Source organism: Kitasatospora sp. McL0602 (assembly GCF_052076145.1).
Taxonomy (GTDB): domain Bacteria; phylum Actinomycetota; class Actinomycetes; order Streptomycetales; family Streptomycetaceae; genus Kitasatospora.
Map to the genome: position 1 here is coordinate 2,825,175 of NZ_CP197246.1, position 16,777 is coordinate 2,841,951.

The window sequence follows — 16,777 nt, forward strand, 5'->3', positions numbered from 1 at the left end:
GGCAGGCTTGGGCCCTTAGCGTGTCCCTACGTCATCTACTCACCGTCCGTCAGCAGCACAGCCCGACCGACCAGCGCCGAAGGAGCAGCCATGGACCTCGCGGAGCAGCCGCTCGCCGCGGCACCGGCCGTCCCTGCGCTGCGCCACCACCGGGACAGCCTGCTGCCCGCCGTCGCGGCCGCGCTCTCGCTGCGCAGCGGCGAGGTCCGCACGCTGGCGGGCGACAAGGCGGACGCCCGCCCGACGCTGCATCCCCTGGTCGCCGAGTTCCTCGCCGGGCTGCCGCTGGAGCAGCGCGAGCGCTTCACCGGCCGCTGCCCCGAGGCGGTGCTGCTCTCGCAGCACCTGACGGAGGTGGACTCGGGGCGCTCCAAGCGTGCCGTCCGCAAGCCGCTGACCATCCAGGAGGCCCGCAAGTCGCTCAAGGGCTCCCGGCTGACCACCGTCCGCATCCGCGAGGAGGGCGATCCGGCGCACGGTACGCACGCGCCGCCGTGCCGCTCCTGCGGGCCGCTGCTCGACCACCTGAACGTCACGAGCGTCGCCGTCGGCCCTGCCACCCGCTGAGCGCCCGGCCACCGCCCTGCCACCACCCTCGGAGTACGTCCTGAATCCGCCCGCCGTCTCAGCGCCCCGCACCAAGCCCCGGTTCCCGGCCGATGTCGCCGCCGCCCTCAAGCAGGCCGGCTGGCACCCCGGCCGCTGGCAGATCCGCCAGGCCGAGGAGTGGGCCGACGAATTGGTCGCGCACGGCGACGCGGCGGGCGTGCAGCACGCCGTCTTCCCCGCCGCGATCGAGGCCTGGGCCGAGTTCGGCGGCCTCTCCTTCGACCTCTCCGGAGCCGGCCAGCACCTGGCCCGCACCCCCTTCCTCCTCGACCCGCGCTGCGGCCTCCACCAGGCCCGCACCCTCGCCGACCTCGGCCGCGCCCTCGGCTCCCGAGTCGCCCCGCTCGGCGAGGAGCTCTACGGCCAGGCCCTCCTGGCCGTGGACGAGGAGGCCCGCGTCTACAGCCTCGACCACACCGGCGAGTACTTCCTCGGCCACACCACCGACCAGGCCGTCGCCACCCTCGTCCTCGGCCTCACCCCGGACCGCCTCCGCACTCCCTGACAGCCCAGAGCAACCACAGCAGGGGCGCGAGGCCCCTGCTGGGCATCCCCAGGTGCGTCAGCTCTCGTGCAGCGCCAGCCGGGACGGCAGGACGGCCTCGACGCGGAAGCCCCCGTCGCCGTCGGCTCCTGCGGCGAAGGTGCCGCCGAGGGCGAGCACCCGCTCCCGCATGCCGAGCAGCCCGTTGCCGCCGCTCGGCAGGCGGACGGCTGCGCCGCCGCCGGGGCAGTCGTTGGCGACCAGCACCCGGACGCCGTTGGGCACGTACGCGAGCAGCACGCAGACCTTCGCCCCGCCCGCGTGCTTGTGTGCGTTGGTCAGGCCCTCCTGCACGACCCGGTACGCCGTCTGCTCGGCCTCCGGCACGAACGCCCGGCACTCGCCCCGGACGGTCAGCGTCACCCGCATCCCGGCCGCCTCCGACTGCGCGACCAGCCCCGGCAGCCCGGCCAGGCCGGGGGCCAGCTCGACGGTCTCCTCGGACATCCGCAGCACGCCGAGGATCTCCCGCAGCTCGTTCAGGGCCTGCCGCCCGACCTCGCCCATCAGCTGGGCGCTCTGCCGGGCCTTGTCCGGGTCGCGGTCGACGATCCGCTCCAATGCCCCGGCGTGCACCACCATCAGGCTGACCCGGTGGGCGACGACGTCGTGCATCTCGCGGGCGATCCGGGTCCGCTCCTCCAGCCGGGCCCGGCGGGCCCGCTCCTGGGCCTGCTCGGCGAGCAGGTCGAGCTCGGTCTCCAGGCCGTGGGCGCGGTCCTTGAGCGACTCGATCAGCCGCCGCCGGGCGCCGACGTACAGGCCGGTGACCACGGGCGGCACGGTCACGCCGACGGCGACCATCACCGACAGCAGCAGGAAGACCCACACCGGCGGCGTCGCCTCGCCGGGCGGCACCCGGGTGCTCAGGAAGTTGATCAGCAGCATGCCCAGGGCCTCGACGAAGGCCAGCACCGAGAGCCCGACCACCCGCCAGCGCCGGGTGGGCCACTCCCAGGTCGCCGCCAAGCTGTAGAGCGACACGACCAGCAGGACGACCCCGAACAGCCCGGGGACGAAGACCAGCGCCGTCACCGCCGGCACCAGCGGCCAGCGCCGCCGGACGATCAGCGTGGCCCCGGCCAACGCGCCCAGCCCGGCCGCCGTCAGAGCGACCGGTATCCCCCAGTGCAGCCGGTCCCCCACGACCGCGTACGCGCCGACCGCGCACTCCAGAGCGGCCAAGGCCGCCAACCCCACGTCCAGCACCGCGCTACGGCGCCGCGCCCACCACCACAGTGACCGGCCCGGCCCGCCCCCCTCAGGCGACTTGCTCATGGGGCACAGCCTAGGCGGGACAGTTTGCTCTCTCCCAGCGACTTACCGGCAATACCTTCGGCGCCTGTCCGGCATCCGGCCAGGTCTCCGTCACGGCACCCCGTGCCACCTATGCTGGGGGCGTCGGACAGCGCGGTCCGCACACGTCACCACCACTCTCGGTGACGAGAGCCGTTGCCGAACCCCACCATCTCAGGGAGCCAGCCGTGACCGCTCCGGTCCCCACTCCGGCGGACAGCCCCAGCCCGATCACCGCAGACCCCGAAGCCGCGAACGCCGCCCTGCGCGCGGACATCCGCCGGCTCGGCGACCTGCTCGGCGAGACCCTGGTACGTCAGGAGGGCCCCTCACTGCTGGGGCTGGTCGAGCAGGTCCGCCTGCTCAGCCGCACCGACGGCGAGGCGACGGCCCAGCTGCTCGCCGAGATCGACCTCGAGACGGCGGCCAAGCTCGTCCGGGCCTTCTCCACCTACTTCCACCTGGCGAACGTCACCGAGCAGGTGCACCGCGGCCGCGAGTTCGCCGGCCGCCGGGCCCGCGAGGGCTCGCTGCTGGCGCAGACCGCCGACCAGCTCGCCGACGCGGACCCGAAGCACCTGGCCAACACCCTGGCCAACCTCGCCGTCCGCCCGGTCTTCACCGCGCACCCGACCGAGGCGGCCCGCCGCAGCGTGCTGAACAAGCTCCGCCGGGTGGGTGAACTCCTCGAGCGCATCCACCGCGAGCACGTCGCGTCCGGCCTCTCCACCACCGACCCGATCCGCCACAACTCGGCGAAGCGTCAGGCCGACCGCCGCCTCGCCGAGGTGATCGACCTGCTCTGGCAGACCGACGAGCTGCGGATCGCCCGCCCGGAGCCCACCGACGAGGCCCGCAACGCCGTCTACTACCTGGACGAGCTGTACCGCGAGGCCGTCCCCGAGGTGCTGGAGGAGCTGCACGAGGAGCTGGCCCGGGTCGGCCTGACGCTGCCCGACGGCGTCCGCCCGCTGACCTTCGGCACCTGGATCGGCGGCGACCGCGACGGCAACCCGAACGTCACCCCGCAGGTCACCTGGGACGTCCTCAACCTCCAGCACGAGTACGGCATCAAGGACGCCCTGGCGGCCGTGGACGACCTGCGGAGTTCGCTCTCCACCTCCGTCCGCCTCGCCGGCGCCTCCGCCGAGCTGCTGGAGTCGCTGGACGCCGACCTCAAGGTGCTGCCCGAGCTGAGCCCGCGCTACAAGCGGATGAACGCCGAGGAGCCGTACCGGCTGAAGGCGACCTGCGTCCGGCTGAAGCTGGAGAACACCCGCGAGCGGCTGGCCACCGGCACCCAGCACGTCGAGGGCCGCGACTACCTCGGCACCCGTGAGCTGATCGCCGACCTGAAGCTCGTCCAGGACTCGCTGCGCGCCCACCGGGGCGAGCTGATCGCCGACGGCCGCCTGGCCCGCGCGATCCGCACCGTCGAGGCGTTCGGCCTCCAGCTGGCCACGATGGACGTCCGCGAGCACGCCGAGGCGCACCACCACGCGCTCGGCCAGCTCTTCGACCGGCTCGGCGAGGAGGCGTGGCGCTACTCGGACATGCCGCGCGAGTACCGCCAGAAGCTGCTCGCCAAGGAGCTGCGCTCGCGCCGCCCGCTGGCCCCCACCCCGGCGCCGCTGGACGCCGCCGGGACGAAGACGCTGGGCGTCTTCAACACCATCCGTGAGGGCTTCGAGCGGTTCGGCGACGAGATCGTCGAGAGCTACATCATCTCGATGTGCCAGGGCGCCGACGACGTCTTCGCCGCGACCGTGCTGGCCCGCGAGGCCGGGCTGATCGATCTGCACGCGGGCATCGCCAAGATCGGCATCGTCCCGCTGCTGGAGACCACGGACGAGCTCCAGGAGGCCGACCGCATCCTGGACGAGATGCTCTCCGACCCCTCCTACCGCCTGCTCGTCTCCCTCCGGGGCGACGTCCAGGAAGTGATGCTGGGTTACTCCGACTCGTCCAAGTTCGGCGGCATCACCACCTCCCAGTGGGAGATCCACCGGGCCCAGCGCCGGCTGCGCGACGTCGCCCACCGGTACGGCATCCGGCTGCGGCTCTTCCACGGCCGCGGCGGCACCGTCGGGCGCGGCGGCGGCCCCTCGCACGAGGCGATCCTCGCCCAGCCCTGGGGCACCCTGGAAGGCGAGATCAAGGTCACCGAGCAGGGCGAGGTGATCTCCGACAAGTACCTGATCCCCTCGCTGGCCCGGGAGAACCTGGAGCTCACCGTCTCCGCGACGCTGGCCGCCTCCGCCCTGCACACCTCACCGCGCCAGGCCCCCGAGGAGCTGGCCCGCTGGGACGCGGCGATGGACCAGGTCTCCGCAGCCGCGCACACCTCCTACCGCGCGCTGGTCGAGCAGGAGGACCTGCCGAAGTACTTCTTCGCCGCGACCCCCGTCGACCAGCTGGCCTCGCTGCACCTGGGCTCCCGCCCGTCGCGGCGGCCGGACTCCGGCGCGGGCCTGGACGGCCTGCGGGCCATCCCGTGGGTCTTCGGCTGGACGCAGTCCCGGCAGATCGTCCCCGGCTGGTACGGCGTCGGCTCCGGCCTGGCCGCCGCCCGCGAGGCCGGTCTCGGCGACGTGCTGGACGAGATGCACGGCGAGTGGCACTTCTTCCAGAACTTCCTGTCCAACGTCGCCATGACGCTGGCCAAGACCGACCTGCGGATCGCCCGGCACTACGTCGAGCAGCTCGTCCCCGCCGACCTGCACCACGTCTTCGACCAGATCACCGCCGAGCACGACCGCACCGTCAAGGAGGTGCTGCGCCTCACCGGTGAGAGCACCCTGCTGGAGTCCAACCCGATCCTGAAGCAGACCTTCGTGGTCCGCGACGCCTACCTCGACCCGATCTCCTACCTCCAGGTCGCCCTGCTCCGCAGCCAGCGCGAGCTGGTCGCCCAGGGCCGCCCGGAGGACCCGCTGCGAGCCCGCGCCCTGCTCCTGACCGTCAACGGCATCGCCGCCGGCCTCCGCAACACGGGCTGACCTCAGCCCTGGAACCACCAGGGGCGCGGGGCTCTTGCCCCGCGCCCTTGTCTGTGGCTCACCAGGTGCCTAATGCGCCGTCAAGCGCCCGCTGCGGCGCCGCCGGAGCCAGGTCGCCGCGCCGCCCGCGACGACCACCAGGCCGCCGCCCACGGCGTAGAGCCCGGCGGAGCCGCCGATCTGACTCGTCGGCGGCTTCAGCTGTGCGGCGGCGGGCTCCGGCGAGCTGGTCGGCGTCGCGGCCTGCGCCGCGGGTGCGCCCAGCACGGCGGCGGAGGCCAGCAACACCGTGCCGCCGATCAGCCGTCCCACCTGGACACGCTGTGACCGAATCACGTCTCCTACCCCCAGCCCGAGCCCCTCAACCCTGCGTGTACGGGCAAGACCGTAGCGGATCCGGCCGGTCGTTCCCATACGGATTCAGCGCCAGGGCCCAAGCGTTGTACGACTGTTGTGGTCGGGGGGGGTTGACAGCTGACGGAAGGTCAGGAGTTGTACGTGCTCTGGGCTCGCTCCAGCCCGTCGGTCAGCAGCGCCTCGACGGCGTCGGCCGCCCGGTCGACGAACCAGTCCAGCTCCTTGCGCTCGGTCGAGGAGAAGTCCTTCAGCACGAAGTCGGCGACCTCCATCCGCCCCGGCGGGCGGCCGACCCCGCAGCGCACCCGGTGGTAGTCCGGGCCGAGCGACTTGGTGATCGACTTGAGGCCGTTGTGCCCGTTGTCGCCGCCGCCGAGCTTCAGCCGCAGGGCGGCGTAGTCGATGTCCAACTCGTCGTGGACGGCGACGATCGAGGCGGTCGGGGCCTTGTAGAAGTCGCGCAGCCCGGTGGTCGGGCCGCCCGAGAGGTTCATGAAGGTCATCGGCTTCGCCAGCACCACCCGCTGCCCGGCGAGCCGGCCCTCGGCGATCTGCGCCCGGCTCTTGTGGGCCTTGAACTTGGAGCCGATCCGCTGCGCCAGCAGGTCGACCACCATGAAGCCGATGTTGTGCCGGTTGCGGGCGTAGCCCTCACCCGGGTTGCCGAGCCCGACGACCAGCCAGGGCCCTGTGTACTCTTCGCCGCTCATCTCAAGCGCTCCTCAACTCGCGAGTCCCCTCATCATCCCGGACACACCGCTGCCCCGGCCTCTCCGCAACGGGAGGGGCCGGGGCAGCGGTTCAAGCAGTGCGTGATGCTCAGGCGGAGGCGGCGTCAGCAGCGGCCTCGGCGTCGGCGTCGGCCTGCGAGGCCTGGGCGCCGATGACCTGGAGCACGACGGTGTCGCCGTCGACGGCCAGGGTGGTGCCGGCCGGGAGGGTGATGTCCTTGGCGAGGACGGAGGCACCGGCCTCCAGGCCCTGGACCGAGACGGTGACCGACTCGGGCAGGTGGGTGGCCTCGGCCTCGACCGGGAGGGTGTTCAGCACGTGCTCGAGCAGGTTGCCGCCCGGGGCGAGCTCGCCCTCGGTCAGGACCGGGATCTCGACGGTGACCTTCTCGCCGCGCTTCACCAGCAGCAGGTCGACGTGCTCGATGTTGCGCTTGATGGCCGCACGCTGGACGGCCTTCGGCAGGACGTACTCGTCCTTGCCCTCGATCGGGACGACCAGCAGGGCGTTCGGGGTCTTCAGCGCCATCATCAGGGCGTGGCCGGGCAGGTTCAGGTGGACCGGGGTGTGGCCGTGGCCGTACACGACGGCGGGGACGAGGCCGGCGACGCGGGCGCGACGGGCGGCACCCTTGCCGAACTCGGTGCGGGTCTCAGCGGCAAGGCGGATCTCGGACACGACTGCACTCCTCGTAAGAATCTGGCGCGGGGTGCAGGCGACAAAAAACCGCCGGGACCACACCCTCAAGTACGTTCGGGGGTCGCTCGGCGGCAGACGGAACTGCGGACAGCCGAAGTCGGCTGCGGCAGCGCGTCGATCACGGAGGCGGGCGCCCGGAAAAGGCGCACGGCATCCCTCGCCGAGCAGTCTCACGAGTCTAACCGCACGCCCCGTCAACCAAGAAATCGGCCCCGGTGCGTGTGCCGCACCGGGGCCGATCGATGAGCTACTCGGCTCAGTGCACGCCCTCGAAGAGGCTCGTGACCGAGCCCTCCTCGAAGACCTCGCGGATCGCGGCGGCGATCGACGGGGCGATCGACAGGGTGGTGACCTTGTCGAGCTGGAGCGAGGCCGGGGTCGGCAGGGTGTTGGTGAAGACGAACTCGCTGACCCGGGAGTTCTTCAGGCGGTCGGCGGCCGGGCCGGAGAGGACACCGTGGGTGGCGGCCACGATGACGTCCGAGGCGCCGTTCTCGAAGAGCGCGTCGGCGGCGGCACAGATCGTGCCGGCGGTGTCGATCATGTCGTCGACCAGGACGCAGACCCGGCCCTTGACGTCACCGACGACCTCGGCCGACAGGATGGTGTTGGCCTGGCTGGTGTCGCGGCGCTTGTGGATGATCGCCAGCGGGGCGTCGAGGCGGTCGCACCACTGGTCGGCGACCTTCACCCGGCCGGCGTCCGGCGAGACGATCGTCAGCTTCGAGCGGTCGACCCGCTCGCCGACGTAGTCGCAGAGCATCGGCAGCGCGAACAGGTGGTCCACCGGGCCGGAGAAGAAGCCCTGGATCTGCGCGGTGTGCAGGTCCACGGCCATGATCCGGTCGGCACCGGCCTGGGCCAGCAGGTCGGCGACCAGGCGGGCCGAGATCGGCTCGCGGCCCAGGTGCTTCTTGTCCTGACGGGCGTAGCCGTAGAACGGCAGGATCGCGGTGATGCTCCGGGCGGAGGCCCGCTTCAGAGCATCGATCATGATCAGCTGCTCCATGATCCACTGATTGATCGGAGCCGTGTGGCTCTGCATGACGAAGCAGTCCGCACCGCGCGCGGAGTCCAGGAAGCGGACGTAGATCTCGCCGTTGGCGAAGTCGTAGGCCTTGGTCGGGACGAGTTCGGTGCCGAGCGCAGCGGCCACCTCCTTCGCCAGCTCGGGGTGGGCACGGCCGGAGAAGAGCTTCAGCTTCTTCTCACCCGACGTCGTGATCCCGCTCACTGCACCGTCTCCTCGTATTGCTGACGCACATGAACCCGCCGCGCCGCACCCGGGCGTGGCCCGAGCCGGTGGTCAACGGGGGATTGGAGGTACGCCCAGACGCGGGGCAGAGCCCAATGGCGCACGTATGTACTCCAGGTTACGCGCCCGGCCCGGAAGCGTCCCCGGTGGGGACACCTCCGGTGGTCCTCGCTAGGCCGTTCAGACCTCCCCGGCCCCTGCCGCCTCGGCCGCCTGCGCCGACGCCGAACCGGGCCGCTTGCGCTGCACCCAGCCGGCCACGTTGCGCTGCTGCGCCCGCGCCACACCCAGCGATCCGGCCGGAACATCGCTGATGATGACCGATCCGGCGGCCGTGTAGGCGCCGTCCCCGATCGTCACCGGGGCGATGAACATGTTGTCGGAGCCGGTGCGGCAGTGCGCCCCGATGGTGGTGCGGAACTTCTGCTGGCCGTCGTAGTTCACTGTGACGGACGCCGCACCGATGTTGCTGCCCTCCCCGATGGTCGCGTCCCCGATGTAGGAGAGGTGCGGCACCTTGGCGCCCTCGCCCAGCTCGGAGTTCTTGATCTCCACGTACGTGCCGACCTTCGCCTTGCGGGCCAGCTTGGCCCCCGGCCGCAGGTAGGCGTACGGGCCGACGGAGGCCAGCTCGCCGATCTCGGCACTGAAGGCGGTGGTGTAGCTCACCTTGGCGTCCGCGCCGACGGACGTGTCGGTCAGCGTGGTGCCCGGACCGACCTCGCAGCCCTCGCCGAGGTGGGTGGTGCCGCGCAGCTGGGTGCCGGGGTGCACCACCGCGTCCGGCTCGTACGTGACCTGGACGTCCAGCCAGGTGGACGCCGGGTCGACGACGGTGACGCCCTCGCGCATCGCCCGCTCGACCAGCCGGGCGTTCAGCATCCGGCGGGCCTCGGCGAGCTGCACCCGGTCGTTGATGCCGACGATGTCGCGGAAGTCGCCCGCGACGACCGCGCCGACGCGGTGCCCGGCGGTGCGCAGGATGGCGAGCGTGTCGGTCAGGTACTCCTCGCCCTGCACGTTGTCGGTGCCGACCCGGCCGAGCGCCTCGGCGAGCAGCTTGGCGTCGAAGGCGAAGACGCCGGAGTTGATCTCGGCGATGGCGCGCTGCGCCTCGGTGGCGTCCTTCTCCTCGACGATCGCCGCGACGCTGTCGGCCTCGTCGCGCAGGATGCGGCCGTAGCCGAAGGCGTCCGGCACGACGGCCGTCAGCACGGTGACGCCGTTGCCCTGCTCGGCGTGGGCGGCGACCAGCGCGGCGAGGGTGCCGCCGGTCAGCAGCGGCGCGTCACCGGTGGTGATCACCACGGTGCCGTCCAGCTCGACGCCGTCGGCGGCCAGCGCGGTGAGGGCGATCCGGACGGCGTGCCCGGTGCCGTTCTGTTCCTCCTGCACGACGGTGCGGACGCCCTCGTACCGCTCGGCGAGGTGGGCCTGCACCTGCTCACGCATGTGGCCGACCACCACGACCAGCTGCTGCGGCGTCAACTCCTGGGCAGCGGCGACCGCGTGCCCCACCAGCGAGCGCCCGCAGACCTCGTGCAGGACCTTGGGGAGGCGCTTGGACTTCATCCGAGTCCCGCCGCCAGCGGCGAGCACGATCACGGCAGCGGGGTTGTTGGCACTCACGCGGGAGGCTCCTCGGTCGTTCCTGGGGTAAGGGAGTCGGCCCGACCGGGCCCCAGGCCGGTGGCCCTCCGCACAGCCCGCCGAGCTGGGCCCGACAATACCGGCGCAGCGGCGCCGTACCCGAACCGATCACTGGGGGTGGATGAGCTCCGCCGCTAGGATTCGAACCCAGACAGAGGCCTCCAAAGGGCCCAGTGCTGCCATTACACCACGGCGGATCGAGCATCAAACCGGCCGCCGGCACACGCCTCAGGCGGTTTCTCGGCACAGCCTACGGGTTGCGGCGCCGCAGCTCCACCACCATTCCGGGACCCGTTGGGCGACACGGTCTCTTCCCTTGCGCGGCGGCAGTACCTACGATGCCGTAAGTTACGGACACGTAAGTCCCTCCGCTCCTCGGGCGGCCCGTCCGCCCTCCGCCCTCAAGAGGACCGCCGCCATGACCATCCAGGCAAGCGAAGCGCCGCCCGAGGTCGATGCCCCCGACCTCCGGCTCTCCCAGATCTCCGCCACCAGAGGCGGCGAGAAGCAGGGGCTGGCCGAGCGCATCGCCCTCGGGCTCTTCATCGGCATCCCGTTCACCGCTCTGCTCGCCGCCGTGCCGGCGGCCTGGGGCTGGGGGCTCGGCTGGGTCGATCTGACGATCGCGCTGGTGATGTATTTCGTCACCTGCCACGGCATCACCGTCGGCTACCACCGGTTCTTCACCCACGGCTCGTTCAAGGCCAACCGGCCGCTGACGCTCGCGCTCGCCGTGGCGGGCAGCCTCGCCGTCGAGGGCCCGCTGGTGCGCTGGGTGGCCGACCATCGCAAGCACCACCGGTTCAGCGACAAGGAGGGCGACCCGCACTCCCCCTGGCGCTACGGCGAGAGCGTGCCCGCCCTGCTCAAGGGCCTCTGGTGGGCCCACATGGGCTGGCTCTTCGACGAGGAGCAGACCTCCCAGGCGAAGTACGCGCCCGACCTGGTCAAGGACCGCGCCATAAGGGGCATCTCCCGGCTCTTCTGGCTCTGGACGCTGATCTCGATGCTGCTGCCGCCGCTGGTCGGCGGGCTGGTCTCGATGTCCTGGCACGGCGCCCTGACGGCCTTCTTCTGGGGCTCCCTCGTCCGGGTCGCCCTGCTGCACCACGTGACCTGGTCGATCAACTCGATCTGCCACGCCATCGGTGAGCGCCCGTTCAAGTCCCGCGACCGCTCCGGCAACGTCTGGTGGCTGGCGGTGCTGTCCTGCGGCGAGTCCTGGCACAACCTGCACCACGCCGACCCGACCTCGGCCCGGCACGGCGTGCTGCGCGGCCAGGTCGACTCCTCCGCCCGGCTGATCCGCTGGTTCGAACTGGCCGGCTGGGCGAACGACGCCCGTTGGCCGGACGCCGCACGGATCTCCGCCCGCCGCACCGCATGAGCGAGGGCGGCCCAGGTCGCGACGCGGCGCGCGCGGCGAAGCCGCCCCGCCGCGAGAGGGCCTCCCCCGGCAGACGGCCGGGGGAGCGGTGGGGGACAAGCCCGCCACTGCAGCATGATGTAGGGGTGAACGGGAGCAACGGAGACACCGCAGACGGCCACCGGACCGCACGGGCGGGAGCCGCGGACACTCCGGCTCCCCGCCCGCGATCCGCTGCCCCGGCCCGCCCCGCCAAGGGCGGCAGGGTCCGGATGACCGGCAAGCAGCGGCGCGAGCAGCTGCTCGACATCGGCCGCTCGGTCTTCGCCGAACGCGGCTACGACGGCACCTCCGTCGAGGAGATCGCCGAACGCGCGGGCGTCTCCAAGCCCGTGGTGTACGAGCACTTCGGCGGCAAGGAGGGCCTCTACGCGGTGGTCGTCGACCGCGAGATGCAGCTGCTGCTCGACATGGTCACCGGCGCACTGACCGGCGGGCACTCCCGGGAGCTGCTGGAGCAGGCCGCGTTCGCGTTGATGGACTACATCGACACCTCCACGGACGGCTTCAAGATCCTCGTCCGGGACTCCCCCGTCGCCCAGTCGACCGGCACCTTCGCCTCGCTGATCAGCGACATCGCGACGCAGGTGGAGGACATCCTCGGCCTGGAGTTCAAGGCCCGCGGCTTCGACGCCCGGCTCGCGCCGATGTACTCGCAGATGCTGGTCGGGATGGTCGCACTGACCGGGCAGTGGTGGCTGGAGGTCCGTAAGCCCGGGAAGGCCGAGGTCGCCGCCCACCTGGTCAACCTCGCCTGGCACGGGCTGGAGGGCATGGAGCGGCACCCCCGGCTGGTCGGCGAGCGGCAGCAGTGACGCGGCCGGGCGGGGGCACCGGGGGCCGGTAGTTCACCCCCGGTTTTTCTTGACGTCAAGAGGCTTCATATCGACACATCCCCCGATACACTGATCCACATGGAGGACGAGGTCGACCGTCTGGTCGCAGCATGGCGCCGCGAGCGCCCCGACCTCGACGTGCAACCGCTCGAGGTGCTCAGCCGGGTCAGCCGGCTCGCCCGCCACCTCGACCGCGCCCGCCGCACCGCCTTCGCCGAGCACGGCCTGGAGCCGTGGGAGTTCGACGTGCTGACCGCCCTCCGCCGGGCCGGCTCCCCGTACCAGCTCTCCCCCGGCCAGCTCCTCACCCAGACGCTGGTCACCTCCGGCACCATGACCAACCGGATCGACCGCCTCACCGGCAAGGGCCTGGTCAAGCGCCTCCCCGACCCGGACGACCGCCGCGGCGTCCTCGTCCGCCTCACCGACGACGGCCGCGACCGCGCCGACCAGGCCCTGGCCGGCCTCCTCACCCACGAGCGCGCCCTCCTCGCCGAGCTCACCACCGGCCAGCAGACCGACCTCGCCGCCCTGCTGCGACAGCTCGTCGCCCCCTTTGACCAGGCAGGCCAGGCTTAACGCCGACAGGCAGCTCAGGGCAACCACAGCAGGGGCTGGCCCATTGCACGAGACCCGGTTGTGCGCCCGCTTGCCCGACGGCTCAGATGCGGGCCGGAGAGTGCGCCCCCTAGCGTGGTCAGAAGGGCATTGTCGACCCGACGATGACGTCCGTCCTTCCCTAGGAGGCGTATCCGATGCTTGCCCAGACCATGCTGCCCAGGAGGGTGGCCCTCGCTCCCCGCCACGCGACGACGCCCGAACTCGCCGCCGTGGCTGCGCTGATCTCCGAGGAGGAGTCGGCGGTCAGCGACGCACCCCTGTTCCGTCCCGAGGCCGTCGGCGCACTGCTGCTCGGCCTGCTGCTCTCCCCGAAGGAGCCCAAGGAGGAGCGGCACTGACCCCGCGTCGGCTCGGAAGGAAGTAGCCGAACCCATGCCGTTCGCCGAAGCCTCGCCCCAGCAGGAGTTCGCTGCCGCGACCGAGTGGGCGGCAGGCCGCGCCCTCGACGCCCTGACCGGCGCCGGGGGCGCGGCTCCCCCCGGCGGGGAGCCCCCGGAGCCCCGCGCGCTGGTCGCCGCCGACCGCATCCTCGGCCCCGACCTCTTCGCCCCCGGCCTGCTCACCGGCCGCCCCACCCGGCCGGAGACCGCCGCCCGCGCCGCCGAGGCGCTGCGCCTGTTCGCCCCGGCCGAGCCCACCGCCCTGACCTGGCGCGACCGCGCCACCGCCGAGTTGCTCGCCCGCGCCGGGCACCCCGTCCCCGTACCGGAGCCGCCGCCCGCGCCCGACCCGGCCGAGGACGGCTGGCAGCGCTGGTCCGTCCGGATGTCCCAGCTCTGCTCGCTCGCCCTGCCGACGCTGGAGGGCGAGGTGCACGCCCGCGCCCGGGAGCACGCGCTCACGCTCGCCCGCGGCACCACCCGCGCCGTGCTGCGGCGCGACCACCGCACCGCCACCCGCCTCACCCGCTGGCTCGCCTGGCTGCAGAGCACCGGCACCCCACCCGCGCTGGAGCTCGCACCGCTGCTGCGCCACCTCGCCCTGACCGGCGACGGCACCGCCCGCAGCGCCCTGGACCTCGCCATCGCCCGACGGCTGGCCGCCGCGTGAACCCCGCCGTGCTCGCCACCGCCCACCGGCTGGCCGGCCGCTCGCTGGAGTGGCTGCACGCCGCCCACCAGCGCGGCTACGGCACCCTCCCGCCGGACGCCGGGATCGACCTCGGCGACCCCAACAACGCGTACAAGCCGATCGGCGAGTGCGCCCTCGCCGCCACGCTCGTGCTGCGCGAGCCCGTCTCCGGGCCCACCGAGCGGGAGCGGGCCCGCACGATGCTCGACTTCGGCTGGCAGCAGCTGCGCGGCGGCGACCTTCTCTACGAGCGGCAGTTCCGGCACATGCTGCTCAGCGACCCGCTGGAGACCTACGCGCACTTCCACCGGGCCGGGTACCGCCACCCGGCCCTGTTGGAGCTGCTCGGCGGCCTGGACGGGCTGCGCGCCGCCCACGCCGTCGAGACGGTGCCCAACCGGCGGCTGGCCGTCGCCAACGCCCGCTCGGTGACCGGGCTGGCGCACCGGCCCGACTGGGCGGCGCTCGCGGCGGCGACCTGGCTCGGCGCCCGGCCCGAGCCGTGGGCGATCGACTGGATGACCGGCTACGACGTCACCCACACGGTCTTCCACCTCACCGACTGGGGCGCCCTGCCCGAGCGGCTGCCCGAGCCGCTGCGGGACTACCTGGCGGCCTGGCTGCCGGTCTGGGTCGACATCTGGCAGGAGACCGGCCAGTGGGACCTGCTCGGCGAGCTGCTGATCGTCGACGCCTGCCTGCCCGAGCCGGTCTGCGACGCCCAGGGCTGGGAGTGCCTCGCCGCCGCCCAGCGCCCGGACGGCCTGCTGCCGCGCGACCAGGACCCGGTCGACGAGGACCCGGCGCGGGCCTTCAAGGACCACGAGCACACCGCCGTGGTCACCGTGCTGGCCGGCACCCTCACCCTGGCCCGCGCCCTCCGGTGAACGGACACCTCGCGGCCCTCGTCCGCACCGTGCCCCCCGAGGCGGCCCTCGCCCTCGCCCTGACCGGCCCGGGAGGCACCCGACTGCTCTGCCACGGCCGCACGGCAGGCCGGGCCGGCCCGCCCGTGACCCCGGACACCGGCTTCGAACTCGGCTCGGTGAGCAAGACGTTCACCGCCCTGCTGCTCGCCGAGCAGACCGCCCTGGGCGAAGCCCGCCCCGAGGACACCGTCACCGTCTCCGGTACGCCCGTCAGCCTGCTGCAGCTGGCCACCCACACCTCCGGGCTCCCCCGGCTGCCGCCCGGCCTGCTCCGCACGGCCCTGCCCGCCTGGCACAGCAACCCGTACGCGGCGTACTCCGCCGAGGAGTTGCGGCGGGCGCTCGACCGCACCCGGGTGCGGCCGCCCGGCCGCCACCTGCGGTACTCCAACTACGGCGTCGGCCTGCTCGGGCAGCTGCTCGCCGAACGGGCCGGAGCCACCTACCCGGAGCTGCTCACCGCCCGGGTCTGCGGGCCGCTCGGGCTCACCGGTACGGGGTGCGAGCCCGGCGAGGCCGTCGGGCACCGGCACGGGCGCCCGATGCCGCCCTGGCAGGTCCCCGCCCTGCCCGGCGCCGGAGCCGTCCGCTCCACCGCCCGCGACCTGCTCCGCTATCTGACCGCCCACCTCGACCCGGCAGGCACCCCGCTGGCCGCCGCCCTGCGCGACGTCCAACGGCCACGGCTGGTCAAACCGCACTCGACGGACCGGCTCTGCCTGGTCTGGAACCTGCGACCGCTGCCCGGCCGGGATCTCCTCTTCCATGCGGGCGCCACCCGTGGCTGCACCGCCTTCGTCGCCTTCTGCCCCCAGCTCGGCACCGCACTGGCCGCCCTGACCAACACCGGGCCGCGCCTCGACAACCGTTTCGTACAGGCGAGTTACCGGGCCTTCCGGGCCCTCTAGGCTTGCGGGCTCACGCCGGCCCGGCGGGCCACGGCGACGGCTGCGAGGGTGGAGTGGACGCCCAACTTGCCCAGCACGTTCTGCATGTGGGTGCGGACGGTGTGCGGCGAGAGGTAGAGCCGCTCGGCGACCGCCTGCCGGCCGAGACCGGCGACCATGCAGCGGAGCACCTCCTCCTCGCGCGGGGTGAGGGTCTCGACCAGTCGCTCGCTCTCCGTCCGGTCCCGCCGGGCGGCCGTCAGCTCCCGTACGACACCGGTGAGCAGCACCGGCGGCAGATGAGTCTCCTCCCGCAGCACCCCCCGGACGACACCCAGCAGGCAGCTCAGCGAGCTGTCCTTGGCGACCCAGCCGCAGGCGCCCGCCTGCAACGCCCGGACGGCCCGGCGGGGTTCGTCCTCGGCGGCGAGCACGACGGCCCGCAGCTCCGGGTACGTCCGGCAGGCCCGCCCGAGCAGCGCGATGCCGTCGACCGGCGGCTGGGGCCGCGCCGGCCCGGCGGTCGGGGGCTGCCGCTGCACCGGGACGGCCGGCACGGCAGCGACGGCCGCCACCGGACGGCGGGCCACCGGCGGGCTGCCGGGGGCGAGATCGGCGTCGATCAGCGCGACCTGGAACGGCCGGTGTTCGGCGTGCGCACGCTCCAGGGCCCGCTCGGCGGCGGCCGCACTGCCCGCCGCACCGACCTCGATGTCCGGTTCGGCGGCGAGGGCCGCCGCGAGCGCCTCGGCAAAGATCCGGTGGCTGTCCACCACCAGGACGCGAATCCGACCCATCGTCTCTTCCCCCCTGGTCAGGCGGTACCGCTTCAGCGTACGGCCTGCGGGCCTGCCCGGCAGGGGAGT

17 protein-coding genes and 1 tRNA gene are annotated in these 16,777 nt (G+C 73.0%); 10 read left to right on the forward strand and 8 right to left on the reverse strand.

Going from position 1 to position 16,777, the window contains the following annotated elements; all coding sequences use genetic code 11:
• Window positions 1-90: 90 nt before the first annotated feature.
• Complete coding sequence (locus tag ACR68M_RS12735; RefSeq protein ID WP_441250582.1) at window positions 91-567, forward strand: YwqJ-related putative deaminase; 477 nt, start codon at window positions 91-93, stop codon at window positions 565-567.
• Between the two features lie 40 nt (window positions 568-607).
• The gene (locus tag ACR68M_RS12740; RefSeq protein ID WP_441251595.1) at window positions 608-1,114 is read left to right on the forward strand and encodes an SUKH-3 domain-containing protein; all 507 of its coding nucleotides are present in this window, start codon (window positions 608-610) and stop codon (window positions 1,112-1,114) included.
• Between the two features lie 57 nt (window positions 1,115-1,171).
• On the opposite strand, the gene ACR68M_RS12745 is transcribed toward ACR68M_RS12740, so the two are convergent.
• Complete coding sequence (locus ACR68M_RS12745) at window positions 1,172-2,431, reverse strand: sensor histidine kinase (RefSeq protein WP_441250583.1); 1,260 nt, start codon at window positions 2,429-2,431, stop codon at window positions 1,172-1,174.
• A gap of 248 nt (window positions 2,432-2,679) precedes the next feature.
• Between ACR68M_RS12745 and ppc the strand changes: the two genes are divergently transcribed.
• Window positions 2,680-5,448 (forward strand): phosphoenolpyruvate carboxylase, encoded by a 2,769-nt coding sequence (gene ppc, locus ACR68M_RS12750; protein ID WP_441251596.1) that lies wholly within the window; start codon window positions 2,680-2,682, stop codon window positions 5,446-5,448.
• 69 nt (window positions 5,449-5,517) lie between these two features.
• On the opposite strand, the gene ACR68M_RS12755 is transcribed toward ppc, so the two are convergent.
• The 6 genes from ACR68M_RS12755 to ACR68M_RS12780 form a co-directional block, all read right to left on the reverse strand.
• A complete protein-coding gene (locus tag ACR68M_RS12755; protein WP_441250584.1) occupies window positions 5,518-5,760 on the reverse strand; it encodes a hypothetical protein in 243 nt (80 codons plus the stop codon).
• Between the two features lie 173 nt (window positions 5,761-5,933).
• Window positions 5,934-6,515: an aminoacyl-tRNA hydrolase gene (gene pth, locus ACR68M_RS12760; protein ID WP_441250585.1), complete on the reverse strand. Its 582-nt coding sequence runs from the start codon at window positions 6,513-6,515 to the stop codon at window positions 5,934-5,936.
• A 109-nt stretch (window positions 6,516-6,624) separates the two neighbouring features.
• Window positions 6,625-7,215: a 50S ribosomal protein L25/general stress protein Ctc gene (locus tag ACR68M_RS12765; RefSeq protein WP_441250586.1), complete on the reverse strand. Its 591-nt coding sequence runs from the start codon at window positions 7,213-7,215 to the stop codon at window positions 6,625-6,627.
• Window positions 7,216-7,492: 277 nt separating this feature from the next.
• A complete protein-coding gene (locus ACR68M_RS12770) occupies window positions 7,493-8,470 on the reverse strand; it encodes a ribose-phosphate diphosphokinase (protein ID WP_441250587.1) in 978 nt (325 codons plus the stop codon).
• Between the two features lie 201 nt (window positions 8,471-8,671).
• On the reverse strand, window positions 8,672-10,120 hold the full coding sequence (gene glmU, locus ACR68M_RS12775) for a bifunctional UDP-N-acetylglucosamine diphosphorylase/glucosamine-1-phosphate N-acetyltransferase GlmU (protein ID WP_441250588.1): 1,449 nt from the start codon (window positions 10,118-10,120) through the stop codon (window positions 8,672-8,674).
• A 147-nt stretch (window positions 10,121-10,267) separates the two neighbouring features.
• Window positions 10,268-10,338, reverse strand: a tRNA-Gln gene (locus tag ACR68M_RS12780).
• Window positions 10,339-10,559: 221 nt separating this feature from the next.
• Between ACR68M_RS12780 and ACR68M_RS12785 the strand changes: the two genes are divergently transcribed.
• The 7 genes from ACR68M_RS12785 (at window position 10,560) to ACR68M_RS12815 (ending at window position 15,932) form a co-directional block, all read left to right on the forward strand.
• Complete coding sequence (locus ACR68M_RS12785; protein ID WP_441250589.1) at window positions 10,560-11,528, forward strand: acyl-CoA desaturase; 969 nt, start codon at window positions 10,560-10,562, stop codon at window positions 11,526-11,528.
• Between the two features lie 251 nt (window positions 11,529-11,779).
• Complete coding sequence (locus ACR68M_RS12790) at window positions 11,780-12,382, forward strand: TetR family transcriptional regulator (RefSeq protein WP_441250590.1); 603 nt, start codon at window positions 11,780-11,782, stop codon at window positions 12,380-12,382.
• Between the two features lie 99 nt (window positions 12,383-12,481).
• On the forward strand, window positions 12,482-12,982 hold the full coding sequence (locus ACR68M_RS12795; RefSeq protein WP_441250591.1) for a MarR family winged helix-turn-helix transcriptional regulator: 501 nt from the start codon (window positions 12,482-12,484) through the stop codon (window positions 12,980-12,982).
• A 176-nt stretch (window positions 12,983-13,158) separates the two neighbouring features.
• A complete protein-coding gene (locus ACR68M_RS12800; protein ID WP_441250592.1) occupies window positions 13,159-13,362 on the forward strand; it encodes a hypothetical protein in 204 nt (67 codons plus the stop codon).
• 34 nt (window positions 13,363-13,396) lie between these two features.
• Window positions 13,397-14,074 carry a hypothetical protein gene (locus ACR68M_RS12805; protein WP_441250593.1) on the forward strand — a complete coding sequence of 226 codons (678 nt, stop codon included), beginning with the start codon at window positions 13,397-13,399 and terminating at the stop codon, window positions 14,072-14,074.
• Window positions 14,071-14,982, forward strand: a complete 912-nt coding sequence (locus tag ACR68M_RS12810) for a DUF6895 family protein (RefSeq protein ID WP_441250594.1) — start codon at window positions 14,071-14,073, stop codon at window positions 14,980-14,982. The genes ACR68M_RS12805 and ACR68M_RS12810 overlap by 4 nt, the downstream gene beginning before the upstream one ends.
• Window positions 14,979-15,932, forward strand: coding sequence for a serine hydrolase domain-containing protein (locus tag ACR68M_RS12815; RefSeq protein WP_441250595.1), 954 nt, complete (start codon window positions 14,979-14,981; stop codon window positions 15,930-15,932). Before ACR68M_RS12810 ends, ACR68M_RS12815 begins: the two co-directional genes overlap by 4 nt.
• Here ACR68M_RS12815 and ACR68M_RS12820 read toward each other — a convergent pair.
• Window positions 15,929-16,708 (reverse strand): LuxR C-terminal-related transcriptional regulator, encoded by a 780-nt coding sequence (locus tag ACR68M_RS12820; protein WP_441250596.1) that lies wholly within the window; start codon window positions 16,706-16,708, stop codon window positions 15,929-15,931. The two genes, ACR68M_RS12815 and ACR68M_RS12820, sit on opposite strands and share 4 nt — an antisense overlap.
• Between the last annotated feature and the right edge of the window lie 69 nt (window positions 16,709-16,777).

Excerpts from the sequence above, each read along its gene's own strand:
- ACR68M_RS12735 (WP_441250582.1), top strand. The coding sequence starts at position 91 with ATGGACCTCGCGGAGCAGCCGCTCGCCGCGGCACCGGCCGTCCCTGCG.
- ACR68M_RS12745 (WP_441250583.1), bottom strand. The coding sequence starts at position 2,431 with ATGAGCAAGTCGCCTGAGGGGGGCGGGCCGGGCCGGTCACTGTGGTGG.
- pth (WP_441250585.1), bottom strand. The coding sequence starts at position 6,515 with ATGAGCGGCGAAGAGTACACAGGGCCCTGGCTGGTCGTCGGGCTCGGC.
- ACR68M_RS12785 (WP_441250589.1), top strand. The coding sequence starts at position 10,560 with ATGACCATCCAGGCAAGCGAAGCGCCGCCCGAGGTCGATGCCCCCGAC.
- ACR68M_RS12790 (WP_441250590.1), top strand. The coding sequence starts at position 11,780 with ATGACCGGCAAGCAGCGGCGCGAGCAGCTGCTCGACATCGGCCGCTCG.
- ACR68M_RS12795 (WP_441250591.1), top strand. The coding sequence starts at position 12,482 with ATGGAGGACGAGGTCGACCGTCTGGTCGCAGCATGGCGCCGCGAGCGC.
- ACR68M_RS12800 (WP_441250592.1), top strand. The coding sequence starts at position 13,159 with ATGCTTGCCCAGACCATGCTGCCCAGGAGGGTGGCCCTCGCTCCCCGC.
- ACR68M_RS12805 (WP_441250593.1), top strand. The coding sequence starts at position 13,397 with ATGCCGTTCGCCGAAGCCTCGCCCCAGCAGGAGTTCGCTGCCGCGACC.
- ACR68M_RS12820 (WP_441250596.1), bottom strand. The coding sequence starts at position 16,708 with ATGGGTCGGATTCGCGTCCTGGTGGTGGACAGCCACCGGATCTTTGCC.